A 16,574-nucleotide genomic window follows, 5' to 3' on the forward strand; every position below is an offset into this window, starting at 1 on the left:
CACTGTTCAGCCGCGCGCTTCCTTGAACAGCACGGCGATGCCCGGGTGATAATTGCCCGCCTCGCTGCGCAACTTGCGGTAGGCGTAGGGGAAATACCACGCGACCGCGCAGGTGTGTTCCTTTTGCAGGTCGTCGACCATATCCTGCAGTTCTTCGGGGCTGGCGCTGTGTTGAGCCTTTTGCGGGGCGACAAACAGGCAGCCAAGCTTTAGATCGCTGGCGTAGCTGATGCGCTTGGCGTCGTTAGTGATATCCAGCAGGGCTTGGGTCAGATTGAGGTTGGTAACCTTTGGCCAGCGCTGGGTGGCCTGGATAAAGGCGCGGTCTTCGGCGCCGGCCAGAAACAGGTCGGCGCGGGCGTTGCGCTCGCCTTCTTCGTTCTGTTTGCGCGTGGCAGTGTCGTTCAAAGTGACCAGCTCGGCCATCCAGGCTGCGGCCGAGAGCAATCCGAGATTGGCTTTCTCGTCATGCCAGTAAGGCGTGTCGCTGTCGCCGCGCACGGCGTTGTAACGGTCGATACAGTCAAACCAGCGTTCAAGCACCGGGCGCAGGAATTCCAGGCGCGGGTTGCTGATGATCATGCCTTGCATCGTCATCATCCTTTATTGTTGTGGTGGGCTTTTCAAGAAAAGCATGGCTCTTTGATATCATTTGTATCAGTGTGGCACAAGATTGGCGTCAGATAATTGATCAGCGGCAGTTATTCGCCCGATGGCCGCCTCTTTAATTGACGCTCCACCCCCAACCCTCTAACCTTCGCGGCTTGTTTCAGGTGCTCTGTGACCTGCGTCGACAGAGTGAAACAGGGAAGCCGGTGAGGGTTGTCTTCACGCGAAGAACCACCACGATCCCGGCGCTGCCCCCGCAACGGTAAATGAGTAAAAGCTGCGCCTTGAGCCACTGCCTCGACAGAAGCGGGAAGGCGCGCAGCCAGGCCAGCGCCGCTCATGAGCCCGGAGACCGGCCTGATCCATCCAGCGGCATCACGGTGGGCGATGCCAGGCTTTTTGCCGTCTATTCTTGTGCCTGCCCGCCGTTATCCAGCCTCAACGGAGAGCTCCCCATGACTGATTCCCCCGAGCGCGACGAACGCCATCTGGCGCGTATGCAGCGCAAAAAAGCCGTGATCGACGAACGCATCGCCAACTCGCCCGACGAGTGCGGTCTGGTGCTGGTGCTAACCGGCAACGGCAAAGGTAAAAGCAGCTCGGCCTTCGGCATGCTCGCCCGCGCCATGGGCCACGGCATGCAGTGCGGTGTGGTGCAGTTCATCAAGGGCCGCAACAGCACCGGCGAAGAGCTGTTTTTCCGCCGTTTCCCCGAGCAAGTGCGTTTCCACGTGATGGGCGAAGGTTTCACTTGGGAAACCCAGGATCGTCAGCGCGACATCGCCGCCGCCGAAGCCGCGTGGGCCGTCTCGCGCGAACTGCTGCGTGATCCGTCGATCGGTCTGGTGGTGCTTGATGAATTGAACATCGCCCTCAAGCACGGTTATCTCGATCTCGATCAGGTACTCAGCGATTTGCAGGCGCGTCCGCCGATGCAGCACGTGATCGTCACCGGTCGTGCGGCCAAGCCGGAAATGATCGAGATGGGCGACACGGTCACCGAAATGGGCATGCTCAAACACGCCTTCCAGGCTGGCATCAAAGCGCAGAAAGGCGTCGAACTTTGAATCAACCACGTCACTGCCCGGCGGTACTCATCGCCGCGCCGGCCTCCGGTCAGGGCAAGACCACCGTCACCGCCGCGCTCGCCCGTTTGCATCGCAATCAGGGACGCAAGGTACGCGTATTCAAATGCGGTCCGGACTTTCTCGACCCGATGATCCTCGAGCGCGCCAGCGGTGCGCCGGTGTATCAACTGGACATGTGGATGGTCGGCGAGCAGGAAAGTCGTCGTCTGTTGTGGGAAGCCGCCGCCGAGGCGGATCTGATTCTGATCGAAGGCGTGATGGGCCTATTCGACGGCACGCCGTCCAGTGCCGATCTGGCGCGGCATTTTGGTGTGCCGGTGCTCGGTGTGATCGACGGCACGGCGATGGCGCAGACCTTTGGTGCGTTGGCGTTGGGCTTAGCGAAGTATCAACCGGATCTGCCGTTTGCCGGCGTGCTGGCCAATCGTGTCGGCACCTTGCGCCATGCGCAATTGCTGGAAGGCAGTCTCACGGAAGGTCTGCGCTGGTACGGCGCGTTGTCCCGCGAGACTGGCATCGAACTGCCGAGTCGCCATCTCGGCCTCGTGCAGGCGAGCGAACTGAATGATCTCGATGTGCGTCTCGATGCCGCTGCCGATGCTCTGGCGAGTAGTTGCGAGGTTGCGGTGCCACCCGCGGTTGAGTTCGCCGCGCCTGACATCATCGCTGTCGAGCCGCTGCTGAAGGATGTGCGCATTGCCGTTGCGCGTGATGAGGCGTTTGCCTTCACCTATGGCGCGAGTCTGGATCTGTTGCGGGCGATGGGCGCCGAGTTGAGTTTCTTCTCGCCGATTCGCGATATGCAATTACCTGAAGCGGACAGCTTGTATCTGCCCGGTGGTTATCCGGAATTGCATCACCTTGCGTTGGCGCAGAACACCGCGATGGTTGAGGCGATCCGTGCGCATCATGCTGCGGGCAAACCGTTGCTCGCTGAGTGTGGCGGGATGCTGTATCTGCTGAATTCTTTGACCGATGTTGAAGGCACTCGTGCTGAACTGGTCGGGTTGCTCAAGGGCGACGCGGTGATGCAAAAGCGTCTGGCGGCACTGGCGCTGCAAGCTGTGGAACTGCCGGAAGGTTCGCTGCGTGGGCACACTTATCATCATTCGCTGACGACGACCGAGTTGACGCCGATTGCGCGTGGCTTGAGTCCGAATGGTGGGCGCGGTGCCGAGGCGGTTTATCGGGAAGGGCGGATGACGGCGTCGTACGTGCACTTTTATTTCCCGTCGAATCCTGTGGCTATCGCAGCCCTCTTTGTGCCTGACCTTGAGGCCGCCTTCGCGAGCAGGCTCGCTCCCACAGTGACTGAAGCAATGCAATCCCCTGTGGGAGCGAGCCTGCTCGCGAAAGGGCCATGACCGACAACGCATTTTCAGAAGCGGAGCGCGCGGCCGTCTATAAAGCCATCGCCGAACGCCGCGACATGCGCCACTTCACCGGTGGCAGCGTCGAACCGGAGCTGTTGCGCCGCTTGTTGGAAGCCGCCCACCAGGCCCCAAGCGTCGGCCTGATGCAGCCCTGGCGCTTCATCCGCATCAGCGATAGAACCTTGCGCGGGCAGATCCAGAACCTCGTGGAAGAAGAACGCATCCGCACCGCTGAAGCCCTCGGCGAGCGCAGCGACGAGTTCATGAAACTCAAGGTCGAAGGCATCAACGACTGCGCCGAAGTGTTGGTCGCGGCGCTGATGGATGATCGCGAAAAGCACATCTTCGGTCGCCGTACATTGCCGGAAATGGACATGGCCTCGCTGTCCTGCGCAATCCAGAATCTGTGGCTGGCCTCTCGCGCCGAAGGTCTGGGCATGGGCTGGGTCTCGCTGTTCGAACCGCAGGCACTGGCCAATCTGCTGAAATTGCCGGAAGGCGCCAAGCCGCTGGCGGTTTTGTGTCTGGGCCCGGTCAAGGAATTCTATCCGGCGCCGATGCTGGTACTCGAAGGGTGGGCGCAGGCGCGTCCGCTCAATGAGTTGCTTTACGAAAATTATTGGGGAGTGAGTCAATGAGTGTGGCGTTGTTGAGTGTCGCCGCAGTGGCGCTGGATGCGCTGCTCGGTGAACCGAAACGCTGGCATCCGCTGGTGGCGTTTGGCAATTTTGCCGGGCGCATCGAGCAACGTTTCAACGCCGCTGGTCGTGGCTGGCGCAGCCATGGCGTCACCGCGTGGGTGATCGCGGTGCTGCCGCTGACCCTGCTCGCTACAGCGTTTTCCTGGGCGCCGTACGTGGGGTGGGTGGTCGAGATTCTTGCGCTGTATTGCGCCCTCGGCATGCGCAGCCTCGGCGAGCATGTCGCGCCGGTAGCCGCAGCCTTGCGCGCGGATGATCTGGATGAGGCGCGCAAGCGAGTCGGCTATCTGGTCAGTCGTCAGACCGATGAACTCGACAGCACCGCTGTCGCTCGCGCTGCCACTGAGTCAGTGTTGGAAAACGGCAGTGACGCGGTGTTTGCCGCGCTGTTCTGGTTTGTCGTGGCGGGTGCGCCGGGCGTGGTGCTCTATCGCTTGAGCAACACGCTCGATGCGATGTGGGGTTATCGCAACGAACGCTTTGAGCGTTTCGGCTGGGCGGCGGCGAAAATCGACGACGTGTTGAACTACATTCCTGCGCGTCTGGTGGCGTTGACCTACGCGCTATTGGGCAAAACCCGACTCGCGCTTAAGTGCTGGCGTACACAGGCACCGAAGTGGGACAGCCCTAACGCCGGTCCGGTGATGGCGGCCGGTGCTGGTGCGCTGGGTGTGGAATTGGGTGGGCCGGCGATTTATCACGGTGAACTTCACGACCGTCCGCAACTCGGCGAAGGTGCTCCCGCTGATGCTGATTCCATCGACCGTGGCTGGCAATTGGTCCAGCGCGGCGTATGGTTATGGCTGCTGATTCTCTGCGTGGGGGCTGAATTCTATGCTTGAGCACGGTGGCCGGCTGCGCAAGGCGGCACTCGATTACGGCATCGCCGAAGCGGATTGGCTCGACCTGTCCAGCGGCCTCGCGCCGTGGCCATTCCCGATCCCGGAAATCCCGCTGCGCGCCTGGGCGCGTTTGCCGGAAACCGATGACGGCCTGGAGCAAGCCGCGTGCGATTACTACGGTGCCGCGCAAGTGCTGCCGGTGGCCGGTTCGCAGATGGCCATCCAATTGCTGCCGCGCTTGCGCCGGGCCGGCAAGGTCGGTGTGTTGTCGCCGTGTTATGCCGAACATGCCGAAGCCTGGCGGCGCAGCGGTTACATCGTGCGCGAAGTGCTGGAGCAGGAAGTCGAGTTCTTTCTCGACAGCCTCGACGTGCTGGTGGTGGTCAACCCGAACAATCCGACCGGCCTGAGCCTGACCCCGGCGCGACTGCTCGACTGGCACGCGCGGCTCGCCCGGCGTGGTGGCTGGCTGGTGGTCGATGAAGCGTTCATGGACAACACGCCACAACTGAGTCTGGCCCCGCATGCCCATCAAGTCGGGCTGATCGTGCTGCGTTCGTTCGGCAAGTTTTTCGGTCTGGCCGGGGTGCGTCTGGGCTTTGTCCTGGCCGAGCGCAAATTGCTCAAACTGCTCGCCGAACAGGTCGGGCCGTGGGCGGTGAGCGGGCCGACGCGAGTGCTCGGGCAAGCGTGTCTGCAAGACACCGAAAGGCACACACACCAACGGATTCGCAGCGATGAAGCCAGTGAACGGCTCGCAGCGTTGCTGGAGCGCTATGGCTTCAAGCCGCAGGGCGGTTGCGCGCTGTTCCAGTGGCTGATCACCGAGCATGCCGAAACGCTGCACGCATTCATGGCCCGTCGCGGCATTCTTCTGCGGCTCTTCACCCACAACAGCAGTTTGCGTTTTGGCCTGCCTGCCGACGCGGCTGAAGAATCACGTCTCGAACAGGCTTTAATCGCTTTCGCCAAGGACCACCCATGACCACTCTGATGGTGCAGGGCACCACTTCCGACGCCGGTAAAAGCACACTGGTGACGGCGCTGTGCCGCTGGGCGACCCGCCAGGGCGTGGCGGTCGTACCGTTCAAACCGCAGAACATGGCGCTCAACAGCGCTGTGACTGCCGACGGCGGTGAGATCGGTCGCGCGCAAGCGGTGCAGGCGCAAGCGGCGTTTCTTGAGCCGCACACTGACATGAATCCGGTGCTGCTCAAGCCGAACAGCGACACCGGCGCGCAAGTGATCATTCATGGTCGCGCGGTGACGTCGATGAATGCCGTGGCGTACCACGACTACAAAGCCATCGCGATGAAAGCTGTTTTGGCTTCTCACGAGCGACTCAGCGTCGCGTATCCGCTGGTGATGGTCGAAGGCGCAGGCTCGCCGGCGGAGATCAATCTGCGCGCCGGCGACATCGCCAACATGGGTTTTGCCGAAGCGGTGGATTGCCCGGTGTTGCTGATTGCCGACATCAATCGCGGCGGGGTTTTCGCCCATCTGGTCGGCACCCTGGAGCTGCTCTCGCCGAGTGAGCAGGCGCGGGTCAAAGGCTTCATCATCAATCGCTTCCGTGGCGACATCGCCTTGCTGCAACCGGGCCTCGACTGGCTCGAACAGCGCACCGGCAAACCGGTGGTGGGCGTGTTGCCATATGTGATGGATCTGCACCTTGAGGCCGAGGACGGCATCGATCAGCGCCAGACCGACAAGGCCGAACAAGTGCTGAAAGTGGTGGTGCCGGTGCTGCCCCGCATCAGCAACCACACCGACTTTGATCCGCTGCGTCTGCATCCGCAGGTCGACCTGCAATTTGTCGGGCCGGGGCAGGCGATTCCTGCAGCCGATCTGATCATCCTGCCGGGCTCGAAAAGCGTGCGCAGCGATCTGGCGTATTTGCGTGCCAATGGTTGGGATGCGGCGATCGCCCGGCATTTGCGTTACGGCGGCAAAGTGCTGGGGATCTGCGGTGGGCTGCAAATGCTCGGTGAGCAGGTGCATGATCCGCTCGGCTTGGAAGGTGCGCCCGGTTCGAGTGCCGGTTTGGGCTTGCTGGCCTTTGAAACGACGCTTGAAGCCGAGAAGCAATTGCGCAATGTGCGCGGGCGGCTGGCGCTGGAAGATGCCGATGTCAGCGGCTATGAAATTCATGCTGGCGTGACCAGCGGGCCGGCGCTGGAGAATGCGGCGGTGTATCTGGACGACGGTCGTTGTGATGGTGCGCAGAGTCTGGACGGGCAGGTGTTCGGCACCTATCTGCATGGCTTGTTCGAATCGCCGGCGGCGAGTGCGGCGTTGTTGCGCTGGGCCGGATTGAGCGATGTGCAGGAGGTGGATTATCACGGCTTGCGCGAGCGCGATATCGAGCGGCTGGCGGATCTGGTGGAAAAACATCTGGATACCGAGCTGTTGCGGCGGCTCTGTGGGATTTGAGGAGACTGTGCGGGCCTCTTCGCGAGCAGGCTCGCTCCCACAGTGAATGCGGTTAGCCATGCATTTTGAGTACAACTCATAACCCTGTGGGAGCAAGCCTGCTCGCGAAAGCGGCGGTTGTCTCACTAAATATTTCTCTGGATGAACTCATGCTCCAACTGATCCTCGGCGGCGCCCGCTCCGGCAAAAGTCGTCTGGCCGAAAAACTCGCCAGCGACAGCAATCTATCGGTCACCTACATCGCCACCAGCCAGCCGCTCGATGGCGAAATGAGCGATCGCGTCGCCCATCATCGCGCCCGCCGTCCCGCTGAATGGGCACTCATCGAAGAGCCGCTGGAACTGGCCCGCGTCCTGCGCGAATCCGCCAGCGCCGAGCATTGCCTGCTGGTCGATTGCCTGACCCTGTGGCTGACCAATCTGCTGATGCTCGACGACGCCGAACGCCTCGCCGCTGAGCGCGAAGCCTTGCTCGACTGCCTGGCGTGTTTGCCGGGTGAAATCATTTTTGTCAGCAACGAGACCGGAATGGGTGTCGTGCCGCTGGGCGAATTGACTCGCCGCTACGTCGATGAAGCCGGTTGGCTGCATCAAGCTCTGGCCGAGCGCTGTCAGCGTGTTGTCCTGACCGTCGCCGGCCTGCCCCTGACTCTGAAAGGACCTGCGTTATGACTCAAACCTGGTGGCTGAACCCGTGCAAACCGGTCGATCTCAACATCGTTGAACAAGCGACGGCACGGCAGCAGCAACTGACCAAACCGGCGGGTTCGCTGGGGCGTCTGGAATCGGTGGCAGTGCAATTGGCCGGTCTGCAAGGCCAGGTCAAACCGACGCTCTCGCAAGTATGGATCGCGATTTTTGCCGGTGATCACGGCGTGGTCGCAGAAGGTGTTTCGGCGTTCCCGCAGGAAGTCACCGGGCAGATGCTGCTCAACTTTGTCAGCGGCGGCGCGGCGATCAGTGTGCTGGCACGTCAGCTCGGCGCGCAACTGGAAGTGGTCGATCTGGGCACCGTGAATCCAGCGCTGAACCTGCCGGGTGTGCGTCATTTGAACCTCGGCGCGGGCACGGCGAACTTCGTCGAGGGTGCGGCGATGACTCAAGCCCAGGGCGAACTGGCGCTGCAGGCCGGTCGTGACAGTTTGTTGCGGGCAAAAGCGGCGGGCGCGCAACTGTTCATCGGTGGTGAAATGGGCATTGGCAACACCACGGCCGCCAGTGCGCTGGCTTGTGCGTTGCTCGATTGTCCGGTGGCGCATCTGACCGGCCCCGGTACCGGGTTGAATGCCGAAGGCGTCAGTCATAAAGCACAAGTGATCGAGCGCGCATTGGCGTTGCATGCAACGCAGCGTGGCGATGCGTTGCAAACGCTGTTCAATCTCGGCGGTTTTGAAATCGCGGCGCTGGTCGGTGCGTATCTGGCAGCGGCGCAAGAAGGCGTTGCGGTGCTGGTCGACGGCTTTATCTGTACGGTCGCGGCGCTGGTCGCTGTGCGCTTGAATCCGGCCTGTCGTGAGTGGCTGTTGTTCGGTCACCGTGGCGCCGAGCCGGGCCATCGCCATGTGCTGGAAACGCTGAAGGCCGAGCCATTGCTGGAGCTTGGTCTGCGTCTGGGCGAGGGCAGCGGTGCCGCGTTGGCGGTGCCATTGTTGCGTCTGGCCTGTGACCTGCACGGGCAAATGGCGACGTTCGCTGAAGCAGCGGTGGCGGATCGGCCGGCATGACCCTGCGCCTGGATCTGCTACGCCATGGCGAGACTGAATTGGGCGGTGGTCTGCGCGGCAGCCTCGACGATGCGCTGACCGAAAACGGCTGGGCGCAAATGCGTGCGGCGGTGGTCGCGGGCGGGCCGTGGGATCGAATCGTCAGTTCGCCGTTGCAGCGTTGTGCGCGGTTTGCCGCCGAACTGGGTGAGCAGCTGAGTCTGTCCGTGTATCTGGACAAGGATCTGCAAGAACTGCATTTCGGCGCGTGGGAAGGGCAGAGCGCGGCGGCGTTGATGGAGACCGATGCCGAAGCGCTGGGGGTGTTCTGGGCCGATCCGTATTCATTTACGCCGCCGCAGGGTGAACCGGTCAGCGAGTTTTCTTCTCGAGTGCTGGCCGCCGTTGCGCGCTTGCACAGTAACTACGCTGGTGAGCGGGTGTTGCTGATCAGTCATGGCGGCGTGATGCGCCTGTTGCTGGCGCAAGCGCGCGGGTTGCCGCGCGAGCAATTGCTCAATGTCGAGGTCGCTCACGGCGCGTTGTTTGCGCTGACGGTCGAGGTCGACGGTTCATTCAAGGAAAGTCACTGACATGTTGCCGCTGTGGATCGCCCTGCAATTTCTCAGCAGCCTGCCGATTCGGTTGCCGGGGATGCCCGAGCCGGAACAGCTTGGGCGTTCGCTGCTGTTTTATCCGCTGGTAGGGTTGCTGTTCGGCGTGATCCTGTGGGCGTTGAATCTGGCGTTGGCGGGCGCACCGTTGTTGCTGCATGCGGCGCTGCTGCTGACGGTGTGGGTGTTGCTCAGTGGCGCTTTGCACCTCGATGGTCTGGCTGACAGCGCCGATGCCTGGCTCGGCGGTTTTGGTGATCGCGAGCGCACGCTGACAATCATGAAAGATCCGCGCAGCGGGCCGATTGCGGTGGTCACGTTGGTGTTGGTGTTGCTGCTCAAGTTTGCCGCGCTGCTGGCGTTGATCGAGCAGGGGCATGGGCTGGCGTTGATCATCGTGCCGTTGCTCGGGCGGGCGGCGTTGTTGGGGTTGTTTCTGACCACGCCGTATGTACGCGCGGGCGGGCTGGGGCAAGCGTTGGCGGATCATTTGCCGCGCAAGGCTGGATGGTGGGTGCTCGGCGTCAGTGCATTGGTCTGCGTGCTGATTGGCGGGTTCAGTGCCGTCGTTGCGCTGGTGTTCGCCGTCGGTGTGTTTGTCTGGTTGCGGCAGGTGATGATGCGGCGGTTGGGCGGGACGACGGGCGATACGGCGGGGGCTTTGCTGGAGTTGCTGGAGATGGTGGTGCTGGTTGGAGTGGTTTTGGTCTGACAGTTCTGGATTGTCTGTGCCGGCCTCTTCGCGAGCAGGCTCGCTCCCACAGGGGATCGCATTTTCAAATGTGGGAGCGAGCCTGCTCGCGAAATCGATCTGTCAGGCAGCACAAATGTTATGGATAAACTCATCTGTAACTTGATTTAACACAGTCGCGGGTATATACACGCATCATGCTTCCTTCTCAGTGTTTGTGCACCAACCTGCGTCGCGCCGCTCGTGGCGTCAGCAGGCATTACGACGGCGCTCTTGACGGCTTCGGGATCAACGTTGCCCAGTATTCTTTGCTGTGCAACCTGCAGCGTCTCGATCAACCAAGCATCTCGGAACTCGCCGAAGCCATGGGCCTGGATCGCAGCACCCTCGGGCGCAACTTGCGGGTGCTGGAAGGCGAGGGGCTGGTGGCGCTGGCCGAGGGCGAGGACATGCGTAACCGCATCGTCAAACTCACCGAAACCGGCGTGCAACGCCTGGCAGCGGCACTGCCGGCCTGGGAAGCGGCGCAACAGCGGTTGATCGACAGGCTGGGTGCCGAAAAGCGCGAAACCTTGCTCAGATTGCTGGATGAACTGGCCTGAGGCCGGTTTTTTCCAAACTCAAGCGGGTATATACCCGCAAGCGGAGAACAACAATGACATCGATGTGGCGTACGTGCGGTTGGGTGTTGGTGGGGAGTGCGCTGATCCTGGCGTTGTCATTGGGCGTGCGACACGGTTTTGGCTTGTTCCTGTCACCAATGAGCGCGCAGTTCGGCTGGGGACGTGAGGTGTTTGCCTTCGCCATTGCCTTGCAGAACCTGATCTGGGGCTTGGCGCAACCGTTTACCGGTGCATTGGCTGACCGCTTTGGCGCCGCCAAAGTGGTGCTGATTGGTGGTGTGCTGTATGCGTTGGGCCTGGTGTGCATGGGCCTGTCGGACTCCGCGGTGACGCTGTCGTTGAGCGCTGGACTGCTGATCGGTATCGGCCTGTCCGGCACCTCGTTTTCGGTGATCCTCGGCGTGGTGGGTCGTGCCGTGCCGCCGGAAAAACGCAGCATGGGCATGGGTATCGCCAGTGCCGCCGGTTCGTTCGGCCAGTTCGCCATGTTGCCGGGCACTTTGGGGCTGATCGGCTGGCTTGGCTGGTCGGCAGCGCTGTTGGTGCTCGGCCTGCTGGTGGCGCTGATCGTGCCGCTGGTGAGCATGCTCAAGGACAAGCCGCTGCCGGTACTCGGCCATGAACAAACACTGTCCGAGGCCCTGAGCGAAGCTTGCTCGCATTCCGGCTTCTGGTTGCTGGCGTTCGGTTTTTTCGTCTGCGGTTTTCAGGTGGTGTTCATCGGCGTACACCTGCCGGCCTACCTGGTCGATCAGCATCTGCCCGCCAGTGTTGGCACTACGGTGCTGGCGTTGATCGGTCTGTTCAATATCTTCGGCACTTACACCGCCGGCTGGCTCGGCGGACGCATGTCCAAGCCGCGCTTGCTGACGGCGCTGTATCTGCTGCGCGCAGTGGTGATCGTGCTGTTCCTGTGGCTGCCGGTGACGACTACCTCGGCCTATCTGTTCGGCATGGCCATGGGTTTCCTGTGGCTGTCGACGGTGCCGTTGACCAACGGTACGGTGGCGACCTTGTTTGGCGTGCGCAATCTGTCCATGCTTGGTGGCATCGTGTTTCTGTTCCATCAGCTCGGCTCGTTCCTGGGCGGCTGGCTGGGCGGGGTGGTGTATGACCGAACCGGGAGTTATGACTTGATCTGGCAAGTGGCGGTTCTTCTCAGCCTGCTGGCGGCCGCGCTGAACTGGCCGGTGCGCGAACGTCCGGTCGCACGTCTGCAAGCCGCTGCGAGCGCCGTATGAGTCAGCTCTGGCCGCGAATCGTCATCAGCGCACTCGGCGCCGCCTTGCTGGCGTTGGTGTGGTGGGGCTGGCATCAGGGTGGCCTGGCCCTGATGCAGTTGGGCATGAGCATTTGCTAGAAACAGGCATGGCGAGTAACGTCAAACCCTGACGACTGCTCAAGGATGTTCGACATGCTGATGCGCTGGTGTGCTGTTCCCGCGTTGCTGATGGCGCTGACCGGTTTGGCCCAGGCCGCTGACTGTCCCGAATTGCTGCAAGGCTCGCTGCCCAAGCTGCGAGCGAAGGACTCCATCGATCTGTGCAAACAGTACGCCGACAAGCCGTTGGTGGTGGTCAACACCGCCAGCTTCTGCGGATTCGCGCCGCAGTTCGAAGGCCTCGAGGCGCTGCATAAACGCTACGAAGGTCAAGGGCTGGAAATGCTCGGTGTGCCTTCCAATGACTTCAAGCAGGAGTCCAAGGACAGCGCCGAGACCGCCAAGGTCTGTTACGCCAATTACGGCGTGACCTTCGCCATGACCGAGCCGCAGAAGGTTCGTGGTGATGACGCGACGCATCTGTTTCAGGTGCTGGCGGCACAGAGCAGCGCGCCGAAGTGGAATTTCTACAAATATGTGGTTGATCGCCAGGGCAAGGTGATCGCCAATTTCTCCAGCTTGACCAAGCCTGATGATCCGGAATTTATCGCTGCGATTGAAAAGGCTATTGCCTCGAAACCGCTGAAGCCATAGCGCTTTTTTTGTGGGAGCGAGCCTGCTCGCGAAAGCGCTCTGCCAGTCGACATGTGTATTGATTGATACACCGCCTTCGCGAGCAGGCTCGCTCCCACATGGGAAGTGTGTTGTGGTGATGAGCAAAATCAAGGCATCAAAAAAGCCCCGCCTCTGTAAAGAGAACGGGGCTTTTTTGTGGGCGAGGGGTCAGCCTCGCCGTGCCGCATCAGAAGCGGTAAGTAGCGCCGACACCGAAACCGTTTGCCGAGTTTTCATACTTGGCGTCGTAGGTCTGGCCACGATCGTTTTCGTTGCGGATCTTCACCGACTCTTCTTTCAGGTACGAGTAGGCAACGTCGATGGTCAGGTCTTCGGTCGGGCTCCAGCCGGCACCGATGCTGAAGATGGTCCGGTCGCCGGTAGGAATGCGTGGCGAACGGTCAACGTTGTTGGTCGGCGACTGGTCGAAGGTCAGACCGGTACGCAGTACCCATTCCTTGTTCAACTGGTACGAAGTACCCACGGCGTAAGCCCAGGAGTCGTGCCAGTTCTGGTCTTCGGTGATTTCACCGAACTGACCGGCCAGCAAAGGCTGCACACCGGAGTTCTTGACGGTGATTTTTTCGAGCTGGCTCCAGCGGGTCCAGGTGGTACCGGCATACACGTTCCAGCGATCATTGATCGCCTGGGTAACCGAGAGGTCGACGGATTCAGGTGTGGTGATCTTCAGCGAAGCGTCGTACTTCTGGTTGGCGCCCAGACCGATTGCACCCAGCACACCATAGTTGACCTTGGTGTTGCCTTCGAGCTTGTAGTCGACTTTCGAATGGTAAGTCAGACCCACGCGAGTGGTGTCAGTGGCTTGTACCAGCACGCCGATGTTGTAGCCCAGTGCGGTGTCGTCACCCTTGATCTTGACCTTGCCGTCCGGGAACGCCGGAGAGATCGACAGGTTGGATTCCAGCGTGCCGTCGATGCGGTTGATGGTCGGACCGAAACCGATCGACACCTTGTCGTTGAAGGCGTAGCTGACAGTTGGCTGGAAAGTGATGACCTGTACTTCGGATTTGCTGCCGAAGTAGCGGCCGGCAAAGTTGTTTTCGTAGTCGGTAATCAGGCCGAACGGCACGTAGACGCCGAGGCCGAATGCCCAATGATCATCGATCGGTTTGACGTAGAAGCCCATAGGTACGGAGGTGAAGGGCACCATGTCGCCTTTGTTGCTGCCACGGTTAGGGCTGGAGCTGGCGTCGCTGATATCGGTTTTAGCATCGAGGAATGCAACACCGCCAGTCACTTGTTCGCGCTTGAGGCGCGACATGCCGGCAGGGTTGCCATAAACAGTGCTTGCATCGTCGGCAGAAGAAGATCGCCCAGCGTAACCAGTGCCCATCCCGCTGATACTGTGTTCGTTGATGGCAAAGCCAGCTGCGAAGATCTGGGTGGATGCCATGGTAACGGCGAGGCTAAGGGTGGTTTTGAGCATGACTTTTTTCATTATTAGAACTCCTGGTGATCACCGGGGCGAAAATTACCAACATTTTCGTTCCAGCGCTATAGTCCGTATGCCTTGAGTTAGAGCGGTTTTGTAGGACAATCCGACCAGATTCGCGACCTGTTGGCAGATCTTTTGAAATCGGACGGTCAGCAAGCGACCTGATTCACCGGTGAAACACAGGTTTGCCAGGCATAAGTGAAGTCGCGCAGACGACCTTGGGGTTGAAAGGTCTGGCGCCAGATACGCGCCATTCCCAGCAAATCGTTGGAATCGGGGAGGGTGGGGTTTTGCTCTTCGACCAGCAGCCAGGCGATGGCGGTGGCGTAACGCAGATTTACTGTCAATTCCAGATGTGGGCCGGTCAGGAAGGCATGCTGGCTGGCGAGGCCGCGAACCAGGCTAGCGCGTTCCGGATCAAGCGCCAGATAGTCATCCCACAGGGCTTGATGACGATGCTCGGCGATGCGGTAGAGGCCGTGGCCACGGCGGTCATGCAGGGCAGATCCGAGGGCTGACTGACTGGCGGCGATGCCCAGCAGCAATGATTCGGCGGTGGCGCAGTGACGTCCCAGATAGATCAGCGTTGGACGGATCACGTATCGACACAGTTCGCTGGCAGCGATACCCATAAAACCCTCGGATCTTGTTATGAATGGCGAGTCCTGAAGGGGGGCTTGGCAGCTGTGGATCGGTTCAGGCTCGCCGCAAGCGGGTCACGCCGCTTGAGTTGAAGTGTAGTGTCATATTCGCGACGTAAAGGCCTGTTTTTAAAATATTTCCGGCTTCGAGTTATAACCCTTATACCCGTTGGTGCTTAGGCGCCAAGCGTTGAAAGTGAAACATCGGGCAATAAAAAGCCCCGCATTTTTGTGCGAGGCTTTTGCTTTTGCAGCCTTTTCGGCTCTCAGGCAATCAATGCCTGACGGGTACGATCGATCACGGCCTGCAGCGGTTCAGCGCTGGAGTACTGATCGGGGTACAGACGCTCGCTGTGGCGGGCGATACCGTGTTCGTTGACCAGTGTGAAACTGAAGCAGCCTTTGCGAGCGGCCATGATCAGGCAGTTCATTGGTGCAAAAGCGTTGGTTAGGGTGCGAATGGCATCCTGAGTATGGATTTGAGTAGACATAGTTATTAGGTGTTCCTACAAATGACACGGATAAGAACCGTGCAACGTTAAAACGTTCCAGTAACGTCGATCACCATTGATCGAACGAAGAACCCGACTGGAACAAAGCAGCCAGTTTGAAGCGCTGATAAGTTGGCGCGCTTGGGCTGGCAGGTAGGTACTTAGGAGGGCAGGCATCACAACAAGGGCAAAGGTTCTGGGCCCGGGGTGAAGATCCTGATCAATTTGCAGGTTGGTTCGGTCAGAGTAAGGGGTCTTCGCAACACCCTTCGCATCATTGGAAGGCAGTGTTGTCGCAAGATTTACCTGGAAACCATCGAGGGGTCGTTCCCGCTTTTTTCGGTAGGGCTTCTTGGTAGAAGGCTGACCGTGGGGATGTGTTCGACCGGAATTGACTTTCAGCTTGGTACTAACGCCGCGGATACTAACGGATCGAAACCGGTAACGCAAACTTCCTGTGAAAAAAGATTGCAGTGACTGATCGAGTCTGCTTGACCACTTCCTCGATTGCTCGTAATTGGCGCATTTCTTGACCGCCGGTCGGTGAAGATATCTTCATCAAAACGTGCGCCAGACTGGCTTATCCCCAGACCGACTGCCAAAACGACCCGAAAAAGCGCAGCGATATAACCGGGTAACAGGTACTTGTGCACATTAGTTGCGCAAGCTGTAACGGCACTGTCACATCAATCCTGACCCTGATGGCTGCCTGCATCGAAAGTTTAAGTCAATGAAAAACATCGCTTTTTTTTGTTGGTGAAAAAATCGTCAGTTTGACTGCGAGCCCCATTCCATAAGGCTTTGCGAGGGTTGGAGGACGGTTGTCCACTGAGTTATCCACAGCTTCTGTGGATTGTCCCGAGCGCTTGCTCTAGGACGGGCGTGCCGGGTTGTTTTTCGACTTTACCTGTAAGAAAAAGAGAGTAGAGTGGCGCGCCTTCCGATTCGTCCCACAGTGCTTTATGAAGTTTCGCTCAGTATCAGACTCTGTTACCTCACAACCTTCTCCTGTTACCCCGCCCAAGCGATTTTCCGTTCGCGTTGCTGAGTGGCTGCTCGACAGCCCGCGCCTGAGCGACAGTCATAATGCCAAACACCTCGCTGGCCGCCTGCTCAAGCAACCGGCACGGGAGGGCGTCGTGGCTGCGCAAAGCCGTCTTGGTCAATTGATGTGCCGCGAGTGCGGTAACGCCCGTGACCGGCGCATTGGTCAGGATCTGCTGCGTCAGGCCGCGCGTGCCGGCGACCGTCGCGCGCAGCAGGAGCTTGGTCTGCTCGAAGACTGAGCTGTCCAAGACCTGACACCTTGGTTAA

The 16,574-nt window shown here is 60.2% G+C and carries 19 protein-coding genes and 1 riboswitch; of the genes, 15 read left to right on the forward strand and 4 right to left on the reverse strand.

The window, feature by feature from the left end; genetic code table 11:
• Positions 1-6: 6 nt before the first annotated feature.
• Positions 7-591, reverse strand: coding sequence for a hypothetical protein (locus L8H52_RS25620; RefSeq protein WP_077571724.1), 585 nt, complete (start codon positions 589-591; stop codon positions 7-9).
• 163 nt (positions 592-754) lie between these two features.
• Positions 755-985: riboswitch (cobalamin riboswitch) on the forward strand.
• Between the two features lie 79 nt (positions 986-1,064).
• Between L8H52_RS25620 and cobO the strand changes: the two genes are divergently transcribed.
• From cobO to L8H52_RS25685, 14 genes are all read left to right on the forward strand, one after another.
• The gene (gene cobO, locus L8H52_RS25625; RefSeq protein WP_003223053.1) at positions 1,065-1,676 is read left to right on the forward strand and encodes a cob(I)yrinic acid a,c-diamide adenosyltransferase; all 612 of its coding nucleotides are present in this window, start codon (positions 1,065-1,067) and stop codon (positions 1,674-1,676) included.
• Complete coding sequence (locus L8H52_RS25630) at positions 1,673-3,061, forward strand: cobyrinate a,c-diamide synthase (protein WP_242209297.1); 1,389 nt, start codon at positions 1,673-1,675, stop codon at positions 3,059-3,061. Before cobO ends, L8H52_RS25630 begins: the two co-directional genes overlap by 4 nt.
• Positions 3,058-3,708, forward strand: a complete 651-nt coding sequence (gene bluB / locus L8H52_RS25635) for a 5,6-dimethylbenzimidazole synthase (protein WP_242209298.1) — start codon at positions 3,058-3,060, stop codon at positions 3,706-3,708. The genes L8H52_RS25630 and bluB overlap by 4 nt, the downstream gene beginning before the upstream one ends.
• Positions 3,705-4,613, forward strand: coding sequence for an adenosylcobinamide-phosphate synthase CbiB (gene cbiB / locus L8H52_RS25640; protein ID WP_242209299.1), 909 nt, complete (start codon positions 3,705-3,707; stop codon positions 4,611-4,613). Before bluB ends, cbiB begins: the two co-directional genes overlap by 4 nt.
• A complete protein-coding gene (gene cobD, locus L8H52_RS25645; protein ID WP_242209300.1) occupies positions 4,606-5,598 on the forward strand; it encodes a threonine-phosphate decarboxylase CobD in 993 nt (330 codons plus the stop codon). Before cbiB ends, cobD begins: the two co-directional genes overlap by 8 nt.
• The gene (locus L8H52_RS25650) at positions 5,595-7,046 is read left to right on the forward strand and encodes a cobyric acid synthase (RefSeq protein WP_242209301.1); all 1,452 of its coding nucleotides are present in this window, start codon (positions 5,595-5,597) and stop codon (positions 7,044-7,046) included. Before cobD ends, L8H52_RS25650 begins: the two co-directional genes overlap by 4 nt.
• Before the next feature lie 149 nt (positions 7,047-7,195).
• Positions 7,196-7,717 carry a bifunctional adenosylcobinamide kinase/adenosylcobinamide-phosphate guanylyltransferase gene (gene cobU, locus L8H52_RS25655; protein ID WP_242209302.1) on the forward strand — a complete coding sequence of 174 codons (522 nt, stop codon included), beginning with the start codon at positions 7,196-7,198 and terminating at the stop codon, positions 7,715-7,717.
• Entirely contained in the window at positions 7,714-8,769 is a 1,056-nt protein-coding gene (cobT, locus tag L8H52_RS25660; RefSeq protein ID WP_242209304.1) for a nicotinate-nucleotide--dimethylbenzimidazole phosphoribosyltransferase, read from the forward strand. The genes cobU and cobT overlap by 4 nt, the downstream gene beginning before the upstream one ends.
• Entirely contained in the window at positions 8,766-9,341 is a 576-nt protein-coding gene (gene cobC / locus L8H52_RS25665; RefSeq protein ID WP_242209306.1) for an alpha-ribazole phosphatase family protein, read from the forward strand. Before cobT ends, cobC begins: the two co-directional genes overlap by 4 nt.
• A gap of 1 nt (position 9,342) precedes the next feature.
• Positions 9,343-10,074 (forward strand): adenosylcobinamide-GDP ribazoletransferase, encoded by a 732-nt coding sequence (locus L8H52_RS25670; protein ID WP_242209307.1) that lies wholly within the window; start codon positions 9,343-9,345, stop codon positions 10,072-10,074.
• A gap of 176 nt (positions 10,075-10,250) precedes the next feature.
• Positions 10,251-10,655 (forward strand): MarR family transcriptional regulator, encoded by a 405-nt coding sequence (locus tag L8H52_RS25675; RefSeq protein WP_007919794.1) that lies wholly within the window; start codon positions 10,251-10,253, stop codon positions 10,653-10,655.
• Positions 10,656-10,708: 53 nt separating this feature from the next.
• Complete coding sequence (locus L8H52_RS25680) at positions 10,709-11,917, forward strand: MFS transporter (RefSeq protein WP_242209309.1); 1,209 nt, start codon at positions 10,709-10,711, stop codon at positions 11,915-11,917.
• Positions 11,914-12,036, forward strand: coding sequence for a hypothetical protein (locus L8H52_RS30470; protein WP_277930546.1), 123 nt, complete (start codon positions 11,914-11,916; stop codon positions 12,034-12,036). The genes L8H52_RS25680 and L8H52_RS30470 overlap by 4 nt, the downstream gene beginning before the upstream one ends.
• A gap of 54 nt (positions 12,037-12,090) precedes the next feature.
• Positions 12,091-12,651 (forward strand): glutathione peroxidase, encoded by a 561-nt coding sequence (locus tag L8H52_RS25685; RefSeq protein ID WP_242209311.1) that lies wholly within the window; start codon positions 12,091-12,093, stop codon positions 12,649-12,651.
• Between the two features lie 208 nt (positions 12,652-12,859).
• On the opposite strand, the gene L8H52_RS25690 is transcribed toward L8H52_RS25685, so the two are convergent.
• From L8H52_RS25690 to L8H52_RS25700, 3 genes are all read right to left on the reverse strand, one after another.
• The gene (locus tag L8H52_RS25690; protein WP_242209313.1) at positions 12,860-14,131 is read right to left on the reverse strand and encodes an outer membrane protein transport protein; all 1,272 of its coding nucleotides are present in this window, start codon (positions 14,129-14,131) and stop codon (positions 12,860-12,862) included.
• A gap of 146 nt (positions 14,132-14,277) precedes the next feature.
• The gene (locus L8H52_RS25695; RefSeq protein WP_242209315.1) at positions 14,278-14,760 is read right to left on the reverse strand and encodes a hypothetical protein; all 483 of its coding nucleotides are present in this window, start codon (positions 14,758-14,760) and stop codon (positions 14,278-14,280) included.
• Positions 14,761-15,035: 275 nt separating this feature from the next.
• Positions 15,036-15,260 carry a hypothetical protein gene (locus L8H52_RS25700; protein ID WP_034156218.1) on the reverse strand — a complete coding sequence of 75 codons (225 nt, stop codon included), beginning with the start codon at positions 15,258-15,260 and terminating at the stop codon, positions 15,036-15,038.
• A 962-nt stretch (positions 15,261-16,222) separates the two neighbouring features.
• Here L8H52_RS25700 and L8H52_RS25705 point away from each other — a divergent pair.
• Positions 16,223-16,546: a sel1 repeat family protein gene (locus L8H52_RS25705; protein WP_242209317.1), complete on the forward strand. Its 324-nt coding sequence runs from the start codon at positions 16,223-16,225 to the stop codon at positions 16,544-16,546.
• The last annotated feature ends 28 nt before the right edge of the window (positions 16,547-16,574 follow it).

This window comes from Pseudomonas sp. CROZ-RG-20F-R04-15, assembly GCF_022662375.1.
Lineage (GTDB): Bacteria > Pseudomonadota > Gammaproteobacteria > Pseudomonadales > Pseudomonadaceae > Aquipseudomonas.